This is a genomic window from Streptomyces sp. 351MFTsu5.1, assembly GCF_000383655.1.
Classification (GTDB): Bacteria; Actinomycetota; Actinomycetes; order Streptomycetales; family Streptomycetaceae; genus Streptomyces; species Streptomyces griseorubiginosus.
Map to the genome: position 1 here is coordinate 67961 of NZ_KB911804.1, position 22312 is coordinate 90272.

The following is a 22312-nucleotide window of genomic DNA, read 5'->3' on the forward strand; positions in this document are numbered from 1 at the left end:
GGGCGGGTGTGATCTCGCCGCCGCCGAGGCCGTGTGCGGGCCCGGTGCTCTGGAGGCGCTCGGTTCGCTCGTCGACAAGTCCCTGGTCGTGGCGGCGCCTTCCGGGGAGGGGGAGATGCGCTACCGGCTCCTGGAGACCGTCGCCGAGTACGCCGGCGAGCGCCTCGACGAGAGGGACGGCGTCCGTGCCGACGCCGAGCGCGCGCATCTGACGTACTACCGCGAACTCGCCCGCACCACCGACCCGTTGCTGCGCGGACCGCGTCAACTGGAGGCCATCCGGCGCCTGGAGCGCGAGTACGAGAACCTGCGGACCGCCCTGCGCCGGGCCGTCGCCGCCCGGGACGAGCAGGAGGGGCTGTGTCTGGTGCTGTCCCTCGCCTGGTACTGGCAGATGCGTGACCTGCGGATCGAGGCCCGCAACTGGTCCCGCGAGGTGCAGGGGCTCGGAACCGACCCGTTCACCGAGCCGGTCCGGCCCGCGCTGCCGGTGTGGGAGCGCTGCACGGACACCCCGCCGCCCTGGACCGGCGAGGTCCTGGAAGAGGCCCGGCGGGGTACCCACCTCGTTCATCTCGCCTGCATGGACACCGAGTTGGACGCCTGGCAGAACCAGCACGCGCAGGCCAAGCTGCGGTCCATCGCCACGACCTACGAGCCCGGCATGCCGCAGACCTGCCGGCTGCCCGGTTCGCTGTGGTTCTTCGCCATCATGCTCACCGGGGACATGGACCGGCTGCGGGAGGTCATCAGGGCGACCGTCGACACCTGCCGGGCCACGCCGGGATACGAGTGGGAGCTGGCGGCGGCCCTGCAGTGGCGGGCCAACCTGCTCGCGAACCGCTCCGACTGGGCGGGCGACGCCATCCAGGACGCCGAGGAGGCGCTGGCGATCTACGAGCGGATCGGTGACCTGTGGGGGACCGCCGAGGCGCTGTCCGCGCGGGCCGAGGCCCATGAGCGCAGGGGCGAGTGGCGGGCGGCGGCCGACGACTACGAGCGGGCGATCGAGCGGGCCGAGCAGCTCGGCGCCCGCGCGCAGCGGTCCGTGCTCAACGCCCGCCTGGGCAGCGCGCTGCTGGAGACGGGGGAGCCCGGGGCGGCCGAGCGGGGCGAGTCGCTGCTGCGCGAGGTGATCGCCGACCAGGACGGGGCCCGGAACGAGGCGATGCCCGCGTCCCGGATGTTCCTCGCGGGCAGGCTGGGGATGACCGGCCGGATTCCCGAGGCCCGTGAGCAACTGCGGCTGCTGCGCCAGCAGTTCGGCATCGCCCACTTCGTCATCTTCGACGCCTTCATCCTCGGTTCGGAAGCCTGGCTGGAGGCCATGGACGGCTGCTACGACGAGTGCCTGAGGCTGACGCGCCGGGCGCTGGAGAGGTCCGGGGACCCGCTGGCCCTGACCATCGCCCCCCATATGCGCACGATGTACCTGCACACCGCCGCGCTCGCCCTCGCCGCGGCCGACGGCGGTGCCCGCGCCCGGGACGGCGCCCGCTGCCTCCGGGCCGGCGATGCCCTGCTGCCCGCCGCCCACGCCCCGACGACCATCGAGCGCACGGTGCGGGGCAACGCCGAGCGCGAGCTGCGCGCGGTGCTCGGCGACAAGGCCTACGAGTCGGCGTACGCGGAGGGCGACGGCCTCTCCGCGGAGGAGGCCGCCGCCCTGGTGTGACGCGCACCGACGCCTGGGCGCCCGGGCCGGTCAGTTCTTCGTACGGAACTTGTGGATCGCGTACGGTGCCGCGACCGCGGTGATGGCCGCCGACCAGCCGAGCGTCACCCACAGGTCGTGCGCGACCGGGCCGCCGACCATCAGGCCGCGGGCCGCGTCGGCGAGCGTGGACAGCGGGTTGTAGTCGGTGAAGTGCTGGAGCCAGCCCGGCATCGAGGCCGTCGGCGCGAAGATCGACGAGCCGAACTGGAGCGGGAACAGCACCAGGAAGCCCATCGCCTGCACGGACTGCGCGTTCTTCAGGACCACGCCCAGGGTGAGGAACACCCACATGATCGACGAGGCGAACACGGCGGACAGACCCACAGCGGCGAACAGTCCGGCCCAGTGGTGGATGTCGAACCCGACCAGGACGGCCACGATCATCAGGACGGTGGTCGCGAACAGCATCCGCAGCAGTTCGACGGAGATCTTCGCGAACAGCACCGAGCCGCGGCCGATCGGCAGGGACCGGAAGCGGTCCATGACACCGGAGTTGAAGTCCTGGCTGAAGCCGGTGCCGACGCCCTGGGACAGCGTCATGCTCATCATCGCGATCATGCCCGGGATGACGTACTGGACATAGCCGTCCTGTCCGCCGCCCAGGGCCTGTCCGATCGAGCCGCCGAAGACGTAGACGAACAGCAGGGTGAAGACGACTGGCATCAGCAGGGCGTCGAACATCGACTCCGGGTCCTGCCGGATCCACAGCAGGTTGCGGCGGACGAGGGCGCCGGTGTGCCGCAGGTGGCCGCGCAGCGGGATCCTGGCGTCGGCTTCGAGAGCGGTGGTGGCGGTGGCGGCGCTCATACGGCGACCTCCTCGAGGGTGGGCGTGGCGTCCTGCGGGGCACTGGCGCGGTGGCCGGTGAGGGACAGGAACACCTCGTCCAGGCTGGGCAGTTCGGTGGTGATGGAGGAGAGCGTGACCCCGCGCGCGGTGACCGCGCCGACCACGGCGGTCAGCTGCTCGTCGCTGAGGATCGGCACGATGACGGTGCCGCTGTCGGTGTCCACGGTGCTGGTGGCGAGGCCGGTGATGCCGAGCTCGTCGATCCAGCCGGCGAGCGGCCGCAGCTGCGCCGGGTCCACGGGCCGTACCCGCAGCGAGCGCCCGCCGACCTTCGCCTTGAGCGCCTCGATGGCGCCCTCGGCGATGACCTTGCCGTGGTCCACGACGGTCAGTTCGGAGGCGAGCTGCTCGGCCTCCTCCATGTACTGGGTGGTCAGCAGGACGGTCACGCCGTCGCCGACCATCCGCTTGACCTCGTCCCACACCTCGTTGCGGGTGCGCGGGTCGAGACCGGTGGTGGGTTCGTCGAGGAAGAGCACCTGGGGGCGCCCGATCATCGAGGCGGCGAGGTCGAGGCGGCGCCGCATACCGCCGGAGTAGGTGCTCGCGGGCCGCTTGGCGGCGTCCGTCAGCGAGAACCGCTCCAGCAGCTCGTCGGCCCGGCTGCGGGCCTCCTTGCGGGGCAGGTCGAGCAGCCGCCCGATCATGTAGAGGTTCTCCCAGCCGGGGAGCTTCTCGTCCACCGAGGCGTACTGTCCGGTGAGCCCGATCACCTTGCGCAGCTGCCGGGGCTGGCGCACCACGTCGTACCCGGCGACGGTGGCCGTGCCGGAGTCGGCGGTGAGCAGGGTGGACAGGATCCGTACGAGGGTGGTCTTGCCGGCGCCGTTCGGCCCGAGCACACCCATCACGGTGCCCTCGCGCACGTCCAGGTCGACGCCGTCCAGCGCCTTGGTCTCGCCGTAGTGCTTGACCAGCCCCCGCACGGAAACGGCGGAGTCCCCGCTCTTGGGGTTCTTGTCGATTCGCGTCATGCCGAGAACACTCCCAGCCGCCACCGACAAACCGCCGACAGGCCGCCGACAGGGGCCGACAACCCGCCGACAGACCAGAAGGAGGAGGGCACCCGGTGTCCACCGGGTGCCCTCCTCGCCGTACGACCGCTCAGTGCCGCACGGCTTCCACCTGCTCGGTGCCGCTCAGTGCCGGACGGCTTCCGCCTGCTCCGGCAGATGGGTCGCGATCACGCGTTCCCGGCCGGCCGGGGCGGCGGCCACGCGCCGCCGGTCCACGGCCGTCGCCACCGCGGCGACGCCGAGGCCCAGGACGGCCAGGCCGGCGCCCGTCAGCGCGGGGGACGTCACGCCGAGGCCCGCGGCCAGGGCGAGGCCGCCGATCCAGGCGCCGCCGGCGTTGGCGAGGTTGAAGGCGGCCTGGTTGGCGGAGGAGGCCAGGGACGGGGCGGCGGACGCCTTCTCCATGACCATCAGCTGGAGCGGGGAGCCGGTGACGAAGGCCGCCGTGCCCAGCAGGACCACCGCGAGCGCGGCGCTCCACTGCGTCGACATCAGCACCGGGAACAGGGCGAGGACCACGACCAGGGAGGTCAGGCCGCCGAACAGGGTGCCGCGCAGGGAGTGGTCGGCGAGCCGGCCGCCGAGCAGGTTGCCCGCCGTCGCGCCCACGCCGAACAGGGCGAGCAGGACGGTCACGCTGGAGTCGGCGTAGCCCGCCGCGTCCGTCAGCATCGGCGTGATGTAGCTGTACGCGGCGAACAGCGCGCCGAACCCGGCGACCGTGGTGCCGAGGGCCAGCCAGACCGGGAGCGAGCGCAGGGCGGCCACCTCGCCGCGCAGGCCCACCCGGGGTGCCTGGGTGTGGTCGTGCGGGATGAGCAGGGCCAGGGAGGCGATCGCCGCCAGGCCGATCGCGCTGACGCCGAGGAAGGTGGCCCGCCAGCCCAGGTGCTGGCCCATGAGCGTGGCGACGGGGACACCGGCGATGTTGGCGAGGGTCAGGCCGAGGAACATCAGGGAGACCGAGCGGGCCTTGCGTTCCGGTGCCACCATGCCCGTCGCGACGACCGCGCCGACGCCGAAGAAGGCGCCGTGCGGCAGGCCGCTCACGAAGCGGGCGGCGAGCAGCGCGTACTCGCCGGGGGCGAACGCGGAGGCCGCGTTGCCGACCACGAACAGTCCCATCAGGCCGATGAGGACCTTGCGGCGGGACATCCGGGCGGTGACCGCGGCGAGCAGCGGGGCGCCGATCACCACGCCCAGCGCGTACGCGGAGACGAGGTGACCGGCGGTGGGGATCGAGATGCCCAGGTCGTCGGCGACGTCGGGCAGCAGGCCCATCATGACGAATTCGGTGGTACCGAGACCGAAAGCGCCGACGGCCAGTGCGAGCAGGGCCAGAGGCATGAAGAGGTCGAGCCTTTCGAACGGGGGAGCGGAGTTCCGGATCAGCATATGTTCATTACCGGAACAAAGGATGCCCCTCCCAGGCTTCCCCGGGGTTACGACGAGGTGGCGAGGTTCACACGGGCCGCCACCGGCAGATGGTCGCTGCCGGTCTCGGGCAGCGTCCACGAACTCACCGGCTCCACGTCCTGCACCATGATCTGGTCGATCCGCGCCATCGGGAACGACGCCGGCCAGCTGAACCCGAAGCCGCTGCCCGCCGCGCCCTGCGTGGAGCGCATCTGGGAGGTGACCGCGTTCAGCGCGCGGTCGTTCATCGTGCCGTTCAGGTCACCCAGCAGGATCTTGCGCGGGAGCTTCTCGTCGGCGATGGCCTCGCCGAGCGCGTCGGCGCTCGTGTCGCGCTGCCGGGCCGTGAACCCGGCCTCCATCTTCACCCGTACGGACGGCATGTGCGCCACGTACACCGCGACCTGCCCGTCCGGCGCGGTCACCGTGGCGCGCATCGCCCGGGTCCAGCCCAGCTTGATGTCGACCGCCTTCACCCCGGTCAGCGGGTACTTGCTCCACAGCCCGACCGTGCCCTCGACCGCGTGGTACCGGTACGTCGACGCCAGCGACTTCTCGTACACCGGCACCGCCGAGGCGGTCAGTTCCTCCAGCGCCAGCACGTCGGCGCCGGAGGCCGCCACGTCCCGCGCGGTGCCGGACGGATCGGGGTTGTCGGCGTTGACGTTGTGCGTGACCACCGTCAGGTCGCCGCCGGTGCCGTTCTTGTCGGAGAGCAGCCCGCCGAAGAGGTTCAGCCAGACCGCCGCGGGCAGCACCACCGCGATCAGCGCGGTCGCCGACTTGCGCAGGAGGCCCAGCAGGAGCAGCACCGGGACGAACAGGCCCAGCCACGGCAGGAAGGTCTCGGTGAGACTGCCCAGGTTCCCCACGGCGTTCGGGATCTGCGCGTGCAGCAGCATCACCAGGGCGACGACCACCGCGAGGGCGGCCAGCACGATCCCGCGGCGCCAGATCCGCCGGTCACCGCGCCAGCCGGACGCCGTACCGCCGAGCAGGCGCCGGAACCGGCCTCTCTGACGCCCGGGTCCCGAGCCGTCGTCCGCCGTCTCCGTCACGTACGCCTGCTGCGCCATACCGTCGCCTCACTACCTGCCGTGCACACCGTTCAACCCCGTCGCCGGAGGGTGTCAGACACCCCGTAAGACCCTAGGGGATGATCGGCTCCCGTCTCGTCGTCCCATGACGACCGTACGGGGGCGATGACGTACAAGTGGGTGCACCGAGTTCCGGATCCCGACGGGGAAAGCGCCCTCTGTGACCAAACGCGCACACGGGCCCTACGGAACGCGCGAGCTGACGGGCCGTAGCCCCTCCAGGACGCTGTCGACGATCTGTTCGGACAGGCCCTCGGGGAGCGGCGAGCCCGGCAGCATGATCGTGCGGAACAACATGGGCGCCACGAACAGGTCGTTGAGCAGTTCCAGGTCGACGTCCGCGCGGAGTTCGCCGTTCGCCTGCCCCCGGCGCAGGATGTCGAGCTGCCGCCGGCGCCGCGGGGCGACGACGATGGCGTGGTAGGCGTCCCACACCTTGGGGCTGCTCTTCATCTGCGCGAAGACGTTGTGCAGCAGCGCCGACGAACGGGTCATCAGCCCGCGCTGGCGCAGCTGGTCGAGGAGCGCCACGAGATCGTCGCGCATCGAGGTGCCGGGCAGATCCGCGTCCGGCGGCTCGGCGGTGCGCACGACGTCGACGAAGAGCTCCTCCTTGCCGTTCCAACGGCGGTAGATGGTGGCCTTGCCGACGCCCGCGGTCCGGGCGATCCGCTCGATGGACAGCTCCGACAGCGGCAGGCCGTCCTCCAGGAGCTTGATGACGGCCTCGATGATGGACCGCTCCACGGCCTCGCTGCGGGGGCGCCCCCGCAGCGAGGCCGCCGGCCCGGACTGACTCTCGGCGAGGCCGCTCACGTCGCTTGGTCCTTTCTGTGGGATGAGGTGATTGTCCCTCGGGTACGACGGCGCGGGCGGACCGGATCAGGTCGTTCCGGTTCGCCCCGCACGCCCTACTCGCGCGACACGTCCCTACTCGCCCTGCTCGCTCGCGGTCACCAACTCCTGCTCCTCCGCGCCCCGCTGAGGCTCCGTCGGCCGGCCCGGCAGGAACAGCGCCACCACCAGGGCGCCCACCACCGCCACCCCGGCCCCGCACAGCGCGGTGACGTGCATCGCGTGCAGGAAGGCGTCGTTGGCGGGACCGACCAGGGCGTCACCGCGGGGGCCGAGCTTCGCGGCGACGCCGAGGGTGGCCTCGATGGACTCGCCCGCGGTGTGCCGCACACCCGCCGGTACGGCCGCGAGGTGGGACTCGATGCTGTTCCGGTAGGCCGTGGAGAGCACCGAGCCGAGGACGGCGATGCCGAGCGCGCCGCCGACCTGCCGGAAGGTGTTGCTGAGCGCGGACGCGGAGCCGGCCTTCTCGCGCGGCAGGGCCTGCATGATCACGACACTGGTCGGCGTCATGATGTGCGCCATGCCGGTGCCCATGAGGAAGAAGATCACCTCGAGGAGCCAGATCGGGGTGTCCGACTCCAGGAAGGCGAAGGCGCACAGCATCGCGGCGATCAGCAGCATGCCGCCCGTCGTGGTCGCCTTGTTGCCGAAGCGGTCGACGACCAGCCGGGCGCGCGGCGCGAAGATCAGCTGTGCGGCGGCCAGCGGCAGCATCAGCAGACCGGTCTGGAGCGGCGAGTAGCCGCGCACGCTCTGGGTGTAGAACACCGAGAAGAACGTCACGCCCATGAGCGCGAAGAAGACCAGCCCTATGGCGCCGATCGCGGCCGAGAAGACCTTGTTGTTGAAGTAGGTGATGTCGATCGACGGATGGTCGCTGCGCTTCTCGAACACCACGAAGGCGACGAGCACGGCGAGACCGGCGCCCATGGTCGCGAGCACGGTCGCGTCCGTGAAGTCGGCGAGCTGGCCGCCCTTGATGATGCCGTAGACCAGCAGGACCAGGCCGATGACCGACAGCACCACGCCGACGGGGTCGATCCGGCCCGGGTTCGGGTCCCGGGAGTCCGGCACCAGCCACAGCATCAGCGCCAGGGCGAGCACCACGATCGGCACGTTGATCAGGAAGACCGAGCCCCACCAGAAGTGGTCCAGGAGGACACCGCCGGTGATCGGGCCGATGGCGATGGCGAGGCCGACTCCGCCCGCCCAGATGCCGATGGCCTTGGGCTGCTCCTCGCGCTCGAAGACGTTCATCAGGACGGCGAGCGTGGCCGGCATGACGAACGCGGCGCCGAGGCCCATCAGCGCGCGGAAGGCGATCAGCTGGCCCGGCGAGCCGGAGAACGCGGCGAGCGCGGAACCGGCGCCGAACACCACCAGGCCGCCCAGCAGCACCTTCTTGCGGCCGAGCCGGTCACCGAGCAGCCCCGCGGTGAACAGGAGCCCGGCGAAGACCAGGGTGTAGGCGTTGATCGCCCACTCCAGCTCGCTCTGGGTGGCGCCCAGGCCGGTCGGCGCGGGGGTCGAGATCGTCTTGATCGCGACGTTCAGGATCGAGTTGTCGAGCACCACGATCAGCAGGCTGAGCATCAGCACGCCGAGGATGGCCCAGCGGCGCCGGTGCACCGCTTCCGGGATCCGGGAGTCAGGGACTGCGGTAGTCATGCCGACGAGCGTAGAGGATTTCCGATACGGCACCGTCTCGTATCGTAATTCTTTGCCGAGACCTTACGTGCCGGAACGGTCACACCGACCGCCCCTGGCCCTGACTGGCACGAGGTGCCACCATGGAGGTGATCCGGGGACGCCGTCAGGGCGCCTCGAGATGACGTAAGGAGCCGTTGCAATGACGCAGCTTTCGGCTGCCCACACCAAGCCCTCCGACGGCAGCAAGGCGCTGTACGGGGGCAAGGGCACACGCCGCATCACTGTCCGGGACATCGCCCTCGCCAAGGAACGCGGCGAGAAGTGGCCCATGCTCACCGCCTACGACGCGACGACCGCCGCCGTCTTCGACGAGGCCGGCATCCCCGTGATGCTGGTCGGCGACTCCGCGGGCAACTGTCATCTCGGCTACGAGACCACCGTGCCCGTCACCATGGACGAGATGACCATGCTGTCGGCGGCCGTCGTACGGGGCACCTCGCGCGCCCTGATCGTCGGCGACCTGCCCTTCGGCTCCTACCAGGAGGGCCCGGTGCAGGCGCTGCGCTCGGCGACCCGGCTGGTCAAGGAGGCCGGGGTCGGCGCCGTGAAGCTGGAGGGCGGCGAGCGCTCCCACGAGCAGATCCGGCTGCTCGTCGAGTCCGGCATCCCGGTCATGGCCCACATCGGCCTGACCCCGCAGTCCGTCAACGCCATGGGCTACCGCGTCCAGGGCCGCGGCGAGGAGGCGGCCCAGCAGCTGCTGCGGGACGCCAAGGCCGTCCAGGACGCGGGCGCGTTCGCGGTCGTGCTGGAACTGGTCCCGGCTGAGCTCGCCGCTGAGGTCACCCGGGTCCTGCACATCCCGACGGTGGGCATCGGCGCCGGTCCCGAGACCGACGCGCAGGTCCTCGTCTGGACCGACATGCTCGGCCTCACCGGCGGCCGGGTGCCGAAGTTCGTCAAGCAGTACGCCGACCTGCGCGAGGTGATGACCGGCGCGGTGAAGGCCTTCGCGGAGGACGTCGTCGGCGGCACCTTCCCGCTGGAGGAGCACTCCGTGCACTAGGGCCCTCCGCCCCCTCAGAGCCACTGCGGCACCAAGCGCCCCGTCGACCTTCCCCCAGTCGGCGGGGCGTTCTCCGTCCAGGACAGGATCTGACCTACTGCCCGCCTAGCGTCGTCCGTGTCCGACACCGACGAAGGGGCCGACATGTCCGAGCAGACCAGCGCCGCACCCGAGGGGTACACCACCGTCGCCCCGTGGGTCGTCACCGACGACACCGGAGCCTTTCTCGACTTCGTCACCGAGGTGTTCGGGGGCGAGGAGCTCGCCAGGGTCGCCACCGAGTCCGGCGCGATCGGGCACGGGGAGATCCGGATCGGCGACACGGTGGTCCTGGCCTTCGACCGGAGCCCCGACTGGCCGGTGATGCCGAGCCTGCTGCGGGTGTTCGTCGAGGACGCGGACGCCACCTTTGCCAAGGCCCTCAAGGCGGGCGCCACGGTGGTCACGGCCCTGTCGGACAGCGCCTTCGGCCAACGGGGCGGCCGGATCAAGGACCCCTTCGGCACCATCTGGTGGGTGGTCGCCCACGTTGAGGACGTACCGGAGGACGAGATGTGGAGGCGGCTGAGCATGCCCGTCTACGCGGAGGCGATGCGGGTGGCGCAGGAGACGTTCGACGCGGAGATGACGGGACGGGGTGAGGGGCGGGCAAGCGCGCCGGTCAGGAATCACGGCTGACCTCCGAAGGCACCTGGGGGCACTCTCAGCCCGTCTGGGGGTACCCCCTCTGGGGGAGTTTGAGGACGAGGCCCTTCGGGCCGACGGGGGTCTGGGGGCGCAGCCCCCGGGACGCGCACCCCCACCGGCCCGCACCCCTCAGTCGAACCGTTCCAGATCCCGCAGCCACGCCTTCGCCGAGCTGTCCGACGGGGCCCGCCAGTCACCGCGGGGCGACAGCGACCCCCCCGCCGACACCTTCGGCCCGTTCGGCATCGCCGACCGCTTGAACTGGGCGAACGCGAAGAACCGCCGGCAGAAGACCTCGAGCCAGCGCCGGATCTCGGGCAGGTCGAACGTCCCGCGCTTGTCCTCGGGGAAGCCGGGCGGCCACGCGCCCGCCTCCACGTCGTGCCACGCGTGCCAGGCCAGGAAAGCGATCTTCGACGGCCGGAAGCCGTACCGCAGCACATGGAAGAGCGTGAAGTCGTGCAGCGCGTACGGCCCGATCTTCGACTCGGTGGACTGCATCTCCTCACCCGGCACCAGCTCCGGGCTGATCTCGGTGTCGAGGATCGCGGCCAGGATCTCGCCGGTCTCCTTGTCGAACTGACCGCTGCTGATGACCCAGCGGATCAGATGCTGGATGAACGTCTTCGGCACGCCCGAGTTGACGTTGTAGTGGCTCATCTGGTCGCCCACGCCGTACGTGGACCAGCCGAGCGCCAGCTCCGAGAGGTCCCCGGTGCCGAGCACGATGCCGCCGCGCTGGTTGGCGAGCCGGAACAGGTAGTCGGTGCGCAGGCCCGCCTGGACGTTCTCGAAGGTGACGTCGTAGACCGGCTCGCCGGAGGCGAACGGGTGGCCCATCTCCTGGAGCATCAGCCGCGCGGTCGGCGTGATGTCCAGCTCGGCCGCGGTGACCCCGAGCGCGGCCATCAGCTTGTGGGCGTTGTCCTTGGTGTGGTCGCTGGTCGCGAAGCCGGGCAGCGTCCAGGCCAGGATGTCGCTGCGCGGGCGCCCGGCGCGGTCCATCGCGCGGGCCGCCACGATCAGCGCGTGCGTGGAGTCGAGGCCCCCGGACACCCCGATGACGACCTTCGGGCCGCCGATCGCCGCGAGCCGCTGCTGGAGCCCGGCGACCTGGATGTTGTAGGCCTCGTAGCAGTCCTGGGCGAGCCGCTCGGCGTCGGCCGGCACGAACGGGAACCGCTCCAGACGCCGCTTGAGACCGAGGTCGCCCGAGGGCGGGTCGAGCTCGAAGGACACCGTGCGGAAGTCACTCGTGCGGGCCTGGTGGATGCGCCGGTTCTCGTCGAAGGTGCCCATCCGCATCCGCTCCTGCCGCAGCAGGTCGAGGTCCACGTCGGCCACCGCGTACTCGTCCCCCTGCGGGAACCGCTCGGTCTCGGCCAGCAGCGCGCCGTTCTCGTAGACCATGGCCTGCCCGTCCCAGGACAGGTCGGTGGTCGACTCACCGAGTCCGGCCGCCGCGTAGACGTAGGCGGCGAGACAGCGGGAGGACGCCGAGCGGCACAGCAGCTTGCGGTCCTCGGCCCGGCCGACCGTGATGGGGCTGCCGGACAGGTTGACCAGGACGGTCGCACCGGCGAGGGCGGCCTCCGCGCTGGGCGGCACCGGCACCCACATGTCCTCGCAGATCTCCGCGTGCAGCACCAGGCCGGGCACGTCACCGGCCTCGAACAGCAGGTCGACGCCGAACGGTACGGCGGTGCCGGCGACCCGGATCGAGCCGCCCCGCTCGTCGGCGCCGTCGCCGATCTGCCGACGCTCGTAGAACTCGCGGTAGTTGGGCGGGTACGACTTCGGCACAACCCCGAGGACCCGGCCGCGGTGCACGATCACCGCGCAGTTGTAGACCCGGTTGCGGTGGCGCAGCGGGGCGCCGACGACCAGCACCGGCAGCAGCTCGGCCGACCCGGCGACGACCTCCGCGAGGGCCGCCTCGACCTCGTCCAGCAGCGCGTCCTGGAGCAGCAGGTCCTCGATGGAGTACCCGCACAGCCCCAGCTCCGGGAAGACCGCGACGGCGACCCCCTCCTCGGAGCACCGGCGCGCGTGACGCAGAACCGCATCGGCGTTGGCGGGCGGGTCCGCGATGACGGTGTGACCCGTGCACGCGGCGACACGTGCGAACCCGTGCTGATAAATGGACCAGAAGTTCGGCTGAGGCACGGGTCCAGTGTAATCGTCAGAGCGACGCTATGGCTGGTGGGGGTGTGAGGGAGCTGACGCGCGCGGCCCATTGCCGGATTGTCATGACCTTGACTTCAATAAGCGGTATGACCGGCATCAGCGGCACTCGGGACGACCGTACGCATACGCACCTCGCCACGGACTGGGGCTGGTTCCTGGGCTGGCTCCTCGTCGGGGCCTGCGCCGGCCTCGGCCTCGCGGCGATCCTGACCGTGGGCCTCGCCTTCCTCGTGCTCGCCGGGGTGGCCGGGGTGCTCCTGGCCCGCCGAGGCCCTCGACGCGCCGTGGTGGGCGTCGTGTCGGGCCTGGCCCTTCCCGCGTTCTACCTCGCGTACCTGAACCGGGGCGGCCCCGGGGAGGTCTGCCACGCGATCTCCGGCGGGCAGGCCTGCACCGACGAGTACACGCCGGTCCCGTTCCTGGCCGTCGGGGTTCTCCTGCTGGTCGCGGGTCTCGTGGTCCACGCGATGGCCGGCCGCCGAGGGCGCAGGTGACGACGGCGGACCGGACGGACGCGAGGGCCCGGCCCCGAGGTTCTCACCTCCGGGACCGGGCCCTTGGGACATGCGTCCCGGTCAGCGCCGGTTGAACGACTGGACGTAACCGCTTGCGGGCGTACCCACACCGGTCACGTCGTCATAGCCCTTCACCGCGGACAGCGAGCTGTCCTTGCCGAGGCTGCGGACCGAGGTGAGCAGACCCTCGGAGCCGTCGAAGGCGTTGGCGAAGTCGACGCGCGCCACCGCGAGGTCGGTGCCCGTCGGCTTGTCCGTGACGTCGTGGTACACCCGCGACCCGTACTTCGAGTAGATCGACGGGTTGGCGAACCCGAGCGCCTTGCCGCCGGACGCCTGCTGCGCCAGCGCCTGCACGGCCGCGATCACCGGCGAGGCCAGCGAGGTGCCGCCGATGCGGTACTCGCTGTACTGCTGCGAGCCGTCGGGGAAGGTCTGGGTCTGCCCGACCAGGAAGCCGGTGTTCGGGTCGGCGATCGCGGAGATGTCCGGGACCACGCGGTTGCCGGTGGCGTTGTTGGCCGTGGCGAGCGCGTTCGGGACGACACCCTTCTGGTAGAAGGGCTCGGCGACCGTCTTGCTGGTGCCGCCGCCCGCACCCGAGGTGAACGCGCCGGGGAAGTTGGTCCAGCTCTTGCCGTCCGTGGACAGCGAGGCCTTCTCGGTGCCCCAGCCGGTCTCCCACAGGTACTTGTCGCCCTTGCCGACCGCCAGCGAGGTACCGCCGACCGCCGTCACCCACGCCGAGTTGGCCGGGGTGTCGACCTGCTTCGTACCGGTGTTGGCGACCTCGTCGCCGTTGTCGCCGGAGGAGAAGTAGAAGCCGATGCCCTCGACCGCGCCGAACTGGAAGACCTGGTCGTAGGCGGCCGCGAGGTCCGGCGTCTGGTTGGCCTCGATGTCGCCCCACGAGTTGGAGACGATGTCGGCGAGGTGGTTGTCGACGACCTTGCTGAGCGAGTCCAGCAGGTCGTCGTCCATGCAGGACGCGGCACCCACGTACGTGATGTTCGCGTCCGGCGCGACCGCGTGCACGGCCTCGACGTCGAGGGTCTCCTCGCCGTACCAGCCGGCCGCCGAGCAGGCCTCGGTGTTGGTGTAGTTGTCGGGCAGCACCTGGCGCAGCTGGCTGGTCTTGTAGGCCGCGTCGCCGTTCTTCTTCGCGTACGTGGCCGCGTCGAAGGCGATGGTCGGGGAGGCGTAGGCGTCGGTGATGGCGACCCGCACCCCCTTGCCGGTGTACTTGCCGGCGCCGTAGGCGGCACGCAGCTGCTTGCCCGTGTAGCCCTTGATCGCGTACGGGATCTTCGTGCCGTAGGCGCTGGGCAGCGTGCTCGCGGTGTTCGAGCCGTAGTACGAGGAGAACGGCCCGGAGTTCTTGAACACGGCGTCCGGCGGCGGCAGTTGGTCCTTGCTGCTCGCCTTGTGCGGTGCGTTGTCCAGACCGGTGACGGTCAGCACGGCACCGTCGAGGCCGGCCGGCGCGGACGCGGCCTTGTCCGGGGCGCGGTAGGTCTTCGAGCCCTTGACGTAGTTGTGCAGCTGGGTCCCGAAGGCCTTCTCGACGGCGGCCACGTCACCGCTGACGGCGACGTAGTGCTCGCTGACGCCCGTGACCTTCAGACCGGCGGACGTCAGCCAGGACTTGACCGCGGCGATCTGCGCCTTGGTTGCGCCGAAGCGGGCCTGCGCCTGCCCGGCGCTCAGGTACTTGCCGTACGACGCGGAGCTCGGGTCGGACACCGCCTTGGCGTAGGCGGCGAGACCGGCGGCGTCCTTGCCGGCGAGGTAGACCCGGGCGGAGACCTTGGCGCTGTCCGAGGTGGCGCCCTTGTCCGCCTTGGCCGTGGCCCACGCGGGCTTGGTCCCGGCCAGCGTGTCACGGGCCGGGGTGTCCGCGGCGTGGGCCGCGGGTATACCCAGCGCCAGCGCGCCCGCGAGCATCGGCAGTGTCGCCGCCATGCTCACTCCGGCGCGAAGTTTGGCGCGGTTGGATCTCATGGAACCCCCTGAATGCGGTTCTTGGGCGAGTGATCACTCGACGGTGTGGCCACTCTTGCGACGAACCGTTCATGCCAGGGGAATGGTCATGCCAAGAAGAGTCCAACTAACCTAAAGAAAAAGGCTGGTTAGAGGGTTAACCCTCTATGATCCCGGCTTCGCGCCCCGCTCCTTCAGCATTCCCGCCATCAGGTCGATCTCCGACTGCTGTGCGTCGACCATTCCCTGGGCGAGCCGCTTCTCCACCCCGACCGTGCACTTGTCCACACAGCCCTTCGCCATGTGGATGCCGCCCCGGTGATGCTCCGTCATCAACCGGAGGTAGTAGATCTCGGCCTGCTTGCCGTTGAGTGTGCCCAGCTTCTTCATCTCGCTGTCGGTCGCCATGCCCGGCATCAGCGAACCCTCGCCGGCCGAGGGCATGTCGCCCATGCCCATCCACGTCATCGGCGGATCCGCCGACACCTTCGGCAATCCCCACAGATCCAGCCAGCCCAGCAGCATCCCGCGCTGGTTGGCCTGCGTCTGCGCGATGTCGTAGGCGAGCCGCCGCACTTCGACGTCCTTGGTGCGGTCCCGCACGATGTACGACATCTCGACCGCCTGCTGGTGGTGTACGGCCATGTCGCGCGCGAAACCCGCGTCCGCCGACTCGGCCGTGGGCGTGTCGCCCGAGCCGTCCTCCGCGACGGCGTAGGTGATCGCCCCGGCCGCGACGAGCACCCCCGCCACGGCCACGGCCACTCCCGCGAACCTCACTGCCCCAGACCGCCCGTGCACGCCGCGCCCGGCTCGGGCGTCTGCTCGCCCTGCACGAACTTCGCGAAGAACTTGTCGACGTTCGGGTCGGTCGCGCCCGTCACCGTCCGCTGGTGGCCCCACGCCGACAGCATGATCGGTTCCTTCTGCTTGTCGTCCGGGCTCATCAGCGTGTACGGCGTCTTCTTCACCTTGGCCGCGAGCGCGTCGACGTCGGCCTTCTTCGCCTTGCTGGTGTACGTCACCCAGACCGCGCCGTGCTCCAGCGAGTGCACGGCGTTCATGTTGCCGATCGCCTTGGTGTAGACGTCGCCGTTGCAGTTCATCCACACCTGGTTGTGGTCGCCGCCGACCGGGGGCTCCATCGGGTAGTTCACGGTCTTGACGACATGCGTGCGGCCCAGCGTGCCCTTCCAGGTCTTCACGCCGTCCGAGCCCGTCACGAAGTGTCCCGTGCCCTTGCCGTCGGCCGCCGTGCTGTCGTCGGACTGCGACTGGACGAGCGCGACGGTCCCGGCGGTCAGACCGGCCACGGCGAGCACGCTGGCGGTGATCACGAGGATCCGGTTGCGGCGCGCACGGGCCTGTTCGGCGCGCCGCATCTCCTCTATGCGCGCCTTGCGTGCCGCGGTGGTGCTCTTCTTGGCGGAACCCATGAGGTGTGCCCTTCTGGGGGAAAGGGGTGGGGCGGACGGTGACGATCGGTCCGCTGATCGTAGTGGGGCGGGGGCGGCTTCTCGTAGGGAGCCCGCAGGAAACCCGGGGCGCCGGGTGAGACGGGGCGGGCCGGGCATTACGTATGTCAGTCCGAGCAGGCAAGATGGGCGGCAGAGCAGTACATCCACCGGACGTGAGGCGTTCACTCCCGGGTCGCCGGGGCGATCAAGGTCGGCAACGCGCACGAAACTCCGTTGTGGTGTGATGCTCAGGTGCCCGACCGCCTCCTGCGGGACACGGAGACAGGCGGCCTGACCAGCAAGGATGGGGAAGTCGACAATGGACAAGCAGCAGGAGTTCGTGCTCCGGACCCTGGAGGAACGCGACATCCGGTTCGTACGCCTGTGGTTCACGGACGTGCTGGGCTTCCTCAAGTCCGTCGCCGTGGCCCCGGCGGAGCTGGAACAGGCCTTCGACGAGGGCATCGGCTTCGACGGCTCCGCGATCGAGGGCTTCGCCCGCGTGTACGAGTCCGACATGATCGCCAAGCCGGACCCGTCGACCTTCCAGGTCCTGCCCTGGCGCGCGGAGGCCCCGGGCACCGCCCGGATGTTCTGCGACATCCTCATGCCCGACGGCTCCCCGTCCTTCGCGGACCCCAGGTATGTGCTGAAGCGCGCCCTGGCCCGCACCTCCGACCTGGGCTTCACCTTCTACACCCACCCGGAGATCGAGTTCTTCCTGCTGAAGGACCGCCCGCTGGACGGCTCGCGCCCCACCCCGGCCGACAACTCCGGCTACTTCGACCACACCCCCCAGAACATCGGCATGGACTTCCGCCGCCAGGCGATCACCATGCTGGAGTCGATGGGCATCTCGGTCGAGTTCTCCCACCACGAGGGCGCCCCGGGCCAGCAGGAGATCGACCTCCGCTACGCCGACGCGCTCTCGACGGCGGACAACATCATGACGTTCCGCCTGGTCATGAAGCAGGTGGCGCTGGAGCAGGGCGTCCAGGCGACGTTCATGCCGAAGCCGTTCTCGGAGCACCCGGGCTCGGGCATGCACACGCACCTGTCCCTCTTCGAGGGCGACCGCAACGCGTTCTACGAGTCCGGCTCGGAGTACCAGCTCTCCAAGGTCGGCCGCTCCTTCATCGCGGGCCTGCTCAAGCACGCGGCGGAGATCTCCGCGGTCACCAACCAGTGGGTCAACTCCTACAAGCGCATCTGGGGCGGCACCGAGCGCACCGCGGGCGCCGGCGGCGAGGCCCCCTCCTACATCTGCTGGGGCCACAACAACCGCTCGGCCCTGGTCCGCGTCCCGATGTACAAGCCCGGCAAGACCGGCTCGGCGAGGATCGAGGTCCGCTCGATCGACTCCGGCGCCAACCCGTACCTGGCCTACGCCGTCCTGTTGGCCGCCGGCCTCAAGGGCATCGAGGAGGGCTACGAGCTCCCGCCGGGCGCCGAGGACGACGTCTGGGCCCTCTCGGACGCGGAGCGCCGCGCGATGGGCATCGAGCCCCTCCCGCAGAACCTGGGCGAGGCCCTCACCCTGATGGAACGCAGCGACCTGGTCGCGGAAACCCTCGGCGAACACGTCTTCGACTTCTTCCTCCGCAACAAGCGGCAGGAGTGGGAGGAGTACCGCTCGGAGGTCACGGCCTTCGAGCTGCGGAAGAACCTGCCGGTGCTGTAACCGCAGGTCGGAGCGAGTTTCCCGCTGATTCGGCGAATGGGGCCGACGGTCCGCGACCGTCGGCCCCATTCGCGCCTCACGGCCCCTGGGCCGTCTCAGCGTCGACACCTCGGTCCTCCATGTGTCTTTGCCTCATCCGGGAAGCCGGCACCTAGAGGTCGGCCGGGGGAGCGTCGAGCTGGCGGTAGACCGTGGCGATCCCGATACCGAATCCGGCAGCGAGCCGGGCGTAGGTATCACCGCACCGTAGGTGCGCGAGGGCCAGCAGAGCCTGGCGGCCGACGGGCAGGCGTCGCCATCGTGTACCGATCTTCGCCTGCCACGCGGTCAGTTGACGGGTAAGGAACCGCAGGGTTCGGCTGGACAGATCGATCGAGGCTGGGTAGACAAGCACGTGAAGCTCCTGGCAGATGCGGGTGATCTTGGTCGAGAACCCGTCTACCAGGAGCTTCGACGTCGCGCAGGAGCGTCCAACTTGCGGTCAGCATCGGGATGTTGGAAAACGCTCACTGGATTCGGCGTCCATACGATCACCGGCAGCATGCCCCCACTACGTTCCATATCGGAAGCGAACTGATCCTTTACGACCCATGGTCACACCCAATGGGCCGAAGCCTGATCATGCGATAGCCCGCGGCAACGATTACGTCCCCAACTGCCGATGACGGCGAGTTCTCCGCGGGATCGGTGGCCTGCACATCGCTGGTGCAGCAGGGGATGTGGTGCGTACACTTCTTGCGTGGGCTCAGTAGCGTGCACGCGTCGGAACAATGGCCGATTCGCGGCTTCCAACTTTTGGATTCATTCCATGGTTGCACAATGATTGGGCATTCGCGCAATTCCATGCGGCCGGCAACAGATTCCTGGGTCGCCGCTGTCCACAGATCCTCCCAGGATCCCTATCCGCTTGGTGCCGCACTGGTAATAGATTCTAAGAGACTCCTAACATCTGCGCACATACTTCCCTCCGACCTCTACGCCAGCACGTCGAATGGGACACCACTTTGGGTTGCTTTTCCCAAAGGCGGCGCCCCCATTGGAAGACGTCGACTTGTCGAGAGCATTCGTATCTGCGAGTCGCCACTGGCAGACCTCGCCGTCCTTGAGCTGGCGGAGCCTATCCCGATGGGCGTCTCGCCAGCTCCGCTGCGCCAGCCGAAAGGGCTGCACCTGATCGGGAAGTCCTGGTGGGCATTCGGATTCCCGGATCGGGATTTCATTGGCAACTCGGCGGCAGGGCAGGTGGGAGAAGCTCAGGGATACGGGTGGGTGCGGCTCGATACAACGTCACGGTATCTCGTGACGGCTGGATTCAGTGGCGGCGGTTTATGGTCGCCAGATTATCAGGCGGTTGTCGGTATCGTTGGGCAGTCCAATCCAGAAGGGGACGGCCGCGCATTTACCATACATGAAGCAATCCGGTGCATGCCAAGGGAGCGACTGCGGGATCTGACGGAACGAACGCTTCAGGTGCCCGACGAGGGTGCACTTTCCGCCTGGGGATGGAGTCTGTCGAGTGACGAAGAGACAGCTTCACATTGGGAACCGCGGTCGCGAGGCGTAGCACTGAGCTCTGAGAGTGGTTTCCGCTTCCAGGGACGCCGCAACGCGCTGAGCGAGATCGTCTCCTGGATCGGAAACGAAACCCGAGATCGAAAAGTCCTAGTCGTCACCGGGGCCCCCGGCGCAGGGAAATCCGCTGTTCTAGGACGTATTGTTGTTACGTCAGACAGCAAGGCGATCGCAGCATTACCTGCAGATGACCAAAATATACGTGCACCGATCGGTTCGGTGTCGTGCGCCATCCACGCCAAGGGCAAATCCGCCTTCGAAGTCGCATCCGAGATCGCAAGGGCAGCTTCCGCTGCCCTACCCCTCAGGGTGGAGGAGCTACCGCGGCTCCTACAGGCCGCTCTGGCCTCCAGGCGTGACGCAGGCAGCCGGAGTGCATTCTCACTTATTATTGACGCACTCGACGAAGCCGCCAGTCCCATCGAGGCGAGGGCAATCGTCAGAGATCTGATACTTCCTATTGCGCAGACATGTTCCGACGTCGGAGTGCGCGTGGTTGTCGGAACCCGCCATTTCGACCACGGAGGCAATCTACTCAGACTATTCGGCCCATCTGCCAGCGTCATCGACCTTGATCTACCGCACTATTTCTCAGTGGACGAACTCAGCGCATACGCGCAAGCCACGCTTCAGCTCACCGGCCAAGAGCGCGATGACAGTCCATATCGCGATGCCGGAATTGCAGCACCGGTGGCGCAAAGAATTGCAGAACTGGCCGCGGGGAACTTCCTGCTGGCTGCATTGGTGGCTCGACTTCACGGTTTATACGATGAAACACCGGTGGATCGCGCAGACATCTATTTTCCCGATGCCGTCTATCCGGTCTTGGAGGCATCTCTCAGCCATCTCAAAGGAGTTCGAGGTATCACTTCGGAGCAACTACTTCTCCCCCTTGCCTACGCCGAAGCACCTGGCTTAACATTGGATCTCTGGCGTGCCGGTCTCCGTGCGTTGTTAGGCCGCACCGTCAGAAACACGGAGTTGGCTGCTTTTGCCAATACTTCTGCGGCGAATTTCTTGATTGAGAGCGGGACGTCAGGAGAGGACCGCGTCTACCGGCTCTTTCATCAAGCATTGAACGATACGCTTACGCAAGAGCGAGCCGCGACGGTCGTCGCCAAAAGTGACGAAGATGCCCTATTGAACGAATTTTCCCGCCTGGGGCATGAACAGGGCTGGAGTCGTACGGTGGAATACCTTCGTCGGTCTCTGCCTAGTCACGCTGACCGCGCCGACCGAATCGATACCCTTCTCCGCGATGACGAATATTTACTATACAGTGACCTTCGGCGCCTCGTGGCCGTGGCTGGACGAGCCACAACCCAGGATGGAGTTCTTCGGTCGCGCCTGCTTCGTCTGACTCCTAAAGCTTGGGATGCAGACGCTGCGGAGCGCGGTTCGCTGTTCAGTGTTCGAGAGGCGCTCGAAGATCTTGGCTCGACCTTTATGAATTGGCCGAGCGTACTGCCGTACAAGGCCAAGTGGTCGGCAACACCCACTCCGACTCCCGAGGATTTCGAGAGCGGTCATACTGGATGGGTGCGGGCGGTCTGCTCGTTACCGCTCGACGGTCGTCAAGTGGTCGCATCAACCGGTGCTGACAGTACAGTCCGGCTCTGGGATCCGGCAGATGGACGCCTGCTGCGGATCCTGCAGGGGCATACGGGTCTGGTCAACGCGGTCTGTGCGGTGCCATCCGCGGATCGCTTGATACTCGCTTCGGCCGGCACTGACGGCACCATCCGCCTCTGGAATCCGTCCGACGGCCAATCCCTGGGCGTGCTGCAAGGCCACGCAGGTGTAGTCAATGGGCTGTGCGCCGTTGCGATGGAAGACCGAAATCTGATCGCCTCCGCTGGGTCCGATGGCATCATTCGACTATGGGATCCGTCTACTCGACAACCGACGTCCTTCCTGAACGGGCATTTGGATTGGATTAACGATGTATGCGTACTACAGGTCGATGGGCGCAGCACGCTTGCCTCGGCCAGTGATGACGGCACCGTCCGCGTGTGGGATCTCGCTAGTAGCAGAGAAAAGTTCGTTCTTGAGGGGCACGCCGGCTGGGTGCGTTCAGTTTGTGCGATGACTATCGAAGGCAGGCAAGTAGTTGTCTCCGGTGGATCGGATGGCACAGTTCGCCTGTGGGATCCATCCACTGCTGAACTAATCCGAGTGTCCCATGACATCGGTGGCCCTGGTGGTGTTCGAAGTCTTGCTGACCTGAATATGCATGGAAACGAAGTTGTTGCCGCAGCTGGGGCAAATGGCGAAATCCATCTGCTGCGCCTGGACGATTGCATCAAATTCAAAGTCTTAGCCGGCCTCGGTGATGCCGTGAATTCCATTTGTTTTCTGGACGCACAGAGCCAGACGGCGCTCGTCGCCGGCAGCGCCGATGGTTGGGTGCGGCTGTGGGATCCGGTCGGCGGGACAAAAATACGTGAAATGGCTGGCCATCCGCCTCGGGTCCAAACCGTGTCCGCCGTGGGCTTCGAGGGCCGCGAGGTCGTCGTCTCTGGCGGAGCCGACGGAACTGTCCGACTCTGGAACCCGACTGACGG

The 22312-nt window shown here is 68.6% G+C and carries 15 protein-coding genes and 2 pseudogenes; 6 read left to right on the forward strand and 11 right to left on the reverse strand.

Going from position 1 to position 22312, the window contains the following annotated elements:
• Nucleotides 1–1675: pseudogene (locus tag H295_RS44455) on the forward strand (tetratricopeptide repeat protein); the annotation flags it as partial.
• A gap of 30 nt (nt 1676–1705) precedes the next feature.
• On the opposite strand, the gene H295_RS0141090 reads toward H295_RS44455, so the two are convergent.
• From H295_RS0141090 to H295_RS0141115, 6 genes are all read right to left on the reverse strand, one after another.
• Complete coding sequence (locus H295_RS0141090) at nt 1706–2524, reverse strand: ABC transporter permease (RefSeq protein WP_020141190.1); 819 nt, start codon at nt 2522–2524, stop codon at nt 1706–1708.
• Nucleotides 2521–3540 (reverse strand): ATP-binding cassette domain-containing protein, encoded by a 1020-nt coding sequence (locus H295_RS0141095; RefSeq protein WP_020141191.1) that lies wholly within the window; start codon nt 3538–3540, stop codon nt 2521–2523. The genes H295_RS0141090 and H295_RS0141095 overlap by 4 nt, the downstream gene beginning before the upstream one ends.
• A 165-nt stretch (nt 3541–3705) precedes the next feature.
• On the reverse strand, nt 3706–4929 hold the full coding sequence (locus tag H295_RS0141100) for an MFS transporter (protein WP_028810209.1): 1224 nt from the start codon (nt 4927–4929) through the stop codon (nt 3706–3708).
• A gap of 95 nt (nt 4930–5024) precedes the next feature.
• On the reverse strand, nt 5025–6074 hold the full coding sequence (locus H295_RS0141105) for an endonuclease/exonuclease/phosphatase family protein (RefSeq protein ID WP_020141193.1): 1050 nt from the start codon (nt 6072–6074) through the stop codon (nt 5025–5027).
• A gap of 204 nt (nt 6075–6278) precedes the next feature.
• The gene (locus tag H295_RS0141110) at nt 6279–6911 is read right to left on the reverse strand and encodes a TetR/AcrR family transcriptional regulator (protein ID WP_020141194.1); all 633 of its coding nucleotides are present in this window, start codon (nt 6909–6911) and stop codon (nt 6279–6281) included.
• 114 nt (nt 6912–7025) lie between these two features.
• On the reverse strand, nt 7026–8621 hold the full coding sequence (locus H295_RS0141115) for an MFS transporter (protein ID WP_051135703.1): 1596 nt from the start codon (nt 8619–8621) through the stop codon (nt 7026–7028).
• A 181-nt stretch (nt 8622–8802) separates the two neighbouring features.
• Between H295_RS0141115 and panB the strand changes: the two genes are divergently transcribed.
• Nucleotides 8803–9669 carry a 3-methyl-2-oxobutanoate hydroxymethyltransferase gene (panB, locus tag H295_RS0141120; protein WP_020141196.1) on the forward strand — a complete coding sequence of 289 codons (867 nt, stop codon included), beginning with the start codon at nt 8803–8805 and terminating at the stop codon, nt 9667–9669.
• Between the two features lie 144 nt (nt 9670–9813).
• Nucleotides 9814–10347 carry a VOC family protein gene (locus H295_RS0141125; protein WP_028810210.1) on the forward strand — a complete coding sequence of 178 codons (534 nt, stop codon included), beginning with the start codon at nt 9814–9816 and terminating at the stop codon, nt 10345–10347.
• A 138-nt stretch (nt 10348–10485) separates the two neighbouring features.
• On the opposite strand, the gene H295_RS0141130 is transcribed toward H295_RS0141125, so the two are convergent.
• Entirely contained in the window at nt 10486–12522 is a 2037-nt protein-coding gene (locus H295_RS0141130; RefSeq protein WP_020141198.1) for an NAD(+) synthase, read from the reverse strand.
• Nucleotides 12523–12629: 107 nt separating this feature from the next.
• Between H295_RS0141130 and H295_RS0141135 the strand changes: the two genes are divergently transcribed.
• Entirely contained in the window at nt 12630–13037 is a 408-nt protein-coding gene (locus tag H295_RS0141135) for a hypothetical protein (RefSeq protein WP_020141199.1), read from the forward strand.
• Nucleotides 13038–13118: 81 nt separating this feature from the next.
• On the opposite strand, the gene H295_RS0141140 is transcribed toward H295_RS0141135, so the two are convergent.
• The 3 genes from H295_RS0141140 to H295_RS0141150 all read right to left on the reverse strand — a co-directional run bounded on the left by H295_RS0141140 (nt 13119) and on the right by H295_RS0141150 (nt 16474).
• Nucleotides 13119–15020, reverse strand: coding sequence for a S53 family peptidase (locus H295_RS0141140; RefSeq protein ID WP_020141200.1), 1902 nt, complete (start codon nt 15018–15020; stop codon nt 13119–13121).
• Nucleotides 15021–15203: 183 nt separating this feature from the next.
• Nucleotides 15204–15803 carry a DUF305 domain-containing protein gene (locus H295_RS0141145; RefSeq protein WP_020141201.1) on the reverse strand — a complete coding sequence of 200 codons (600 nt, stop codon included), beginning with the start codon at nt 15801–15803 and terminating at the stop codon, nt 15204–15206.
• 11 nt (nt 15804–15814) lie between these two features.
• Nucleotides 15815–16474, reverse strand: a complete 660-nt coding sequence (locus tag H295_RS0141150; RefSeq protein WP_020141202.1) for a DUF3105 domain-containing protein — start codon at nt 16472–16474, stop codon at nt 15815–15817.
• A 340-nt stretch (nt 16475–16814) separates the two neighbouring features.
• Between H295_RS0141150 and glnA the strand changes: the two genes are divergently transcribed.
• Nucleotides 16815–18176 (forward strand): type I glutamate--ammonia ligase, encoded by a 1362-nt coding sequence (gene glnA / locus H295_RS0141155; RefSeq protein WP_020141203.1) that lies wholly within the window; start codon nt 16815–16817, stop codon nt 18174–18176.
• A 181-nt stretch (nt 18177–18357) separates the two neighbouring features.
• Here the strand turns inward: glnA and H295_RS0141160 are convergent.
• Nucleotides 18358–18570 (reverse strand): annotated as a pseudogene (locus tag H295_RS0141160) (helix-turn-helix domain-containing protein); the annotation flags it as partial.
• A gap of 1772 nt (nt 18571–20342) precedes the next feature.
• On the opposite strand from H295_RS0141160, the gene H295_RS47400 reads away from it, so the two are divergent.
• A partial coding sequence (locus H295_RS47400; protein ID WP_234021786.1) for a WD40 repeat domain-containing protein occupies nt 20343–22312 on the forward strand: 1970 nt, incomplete at its 3' end.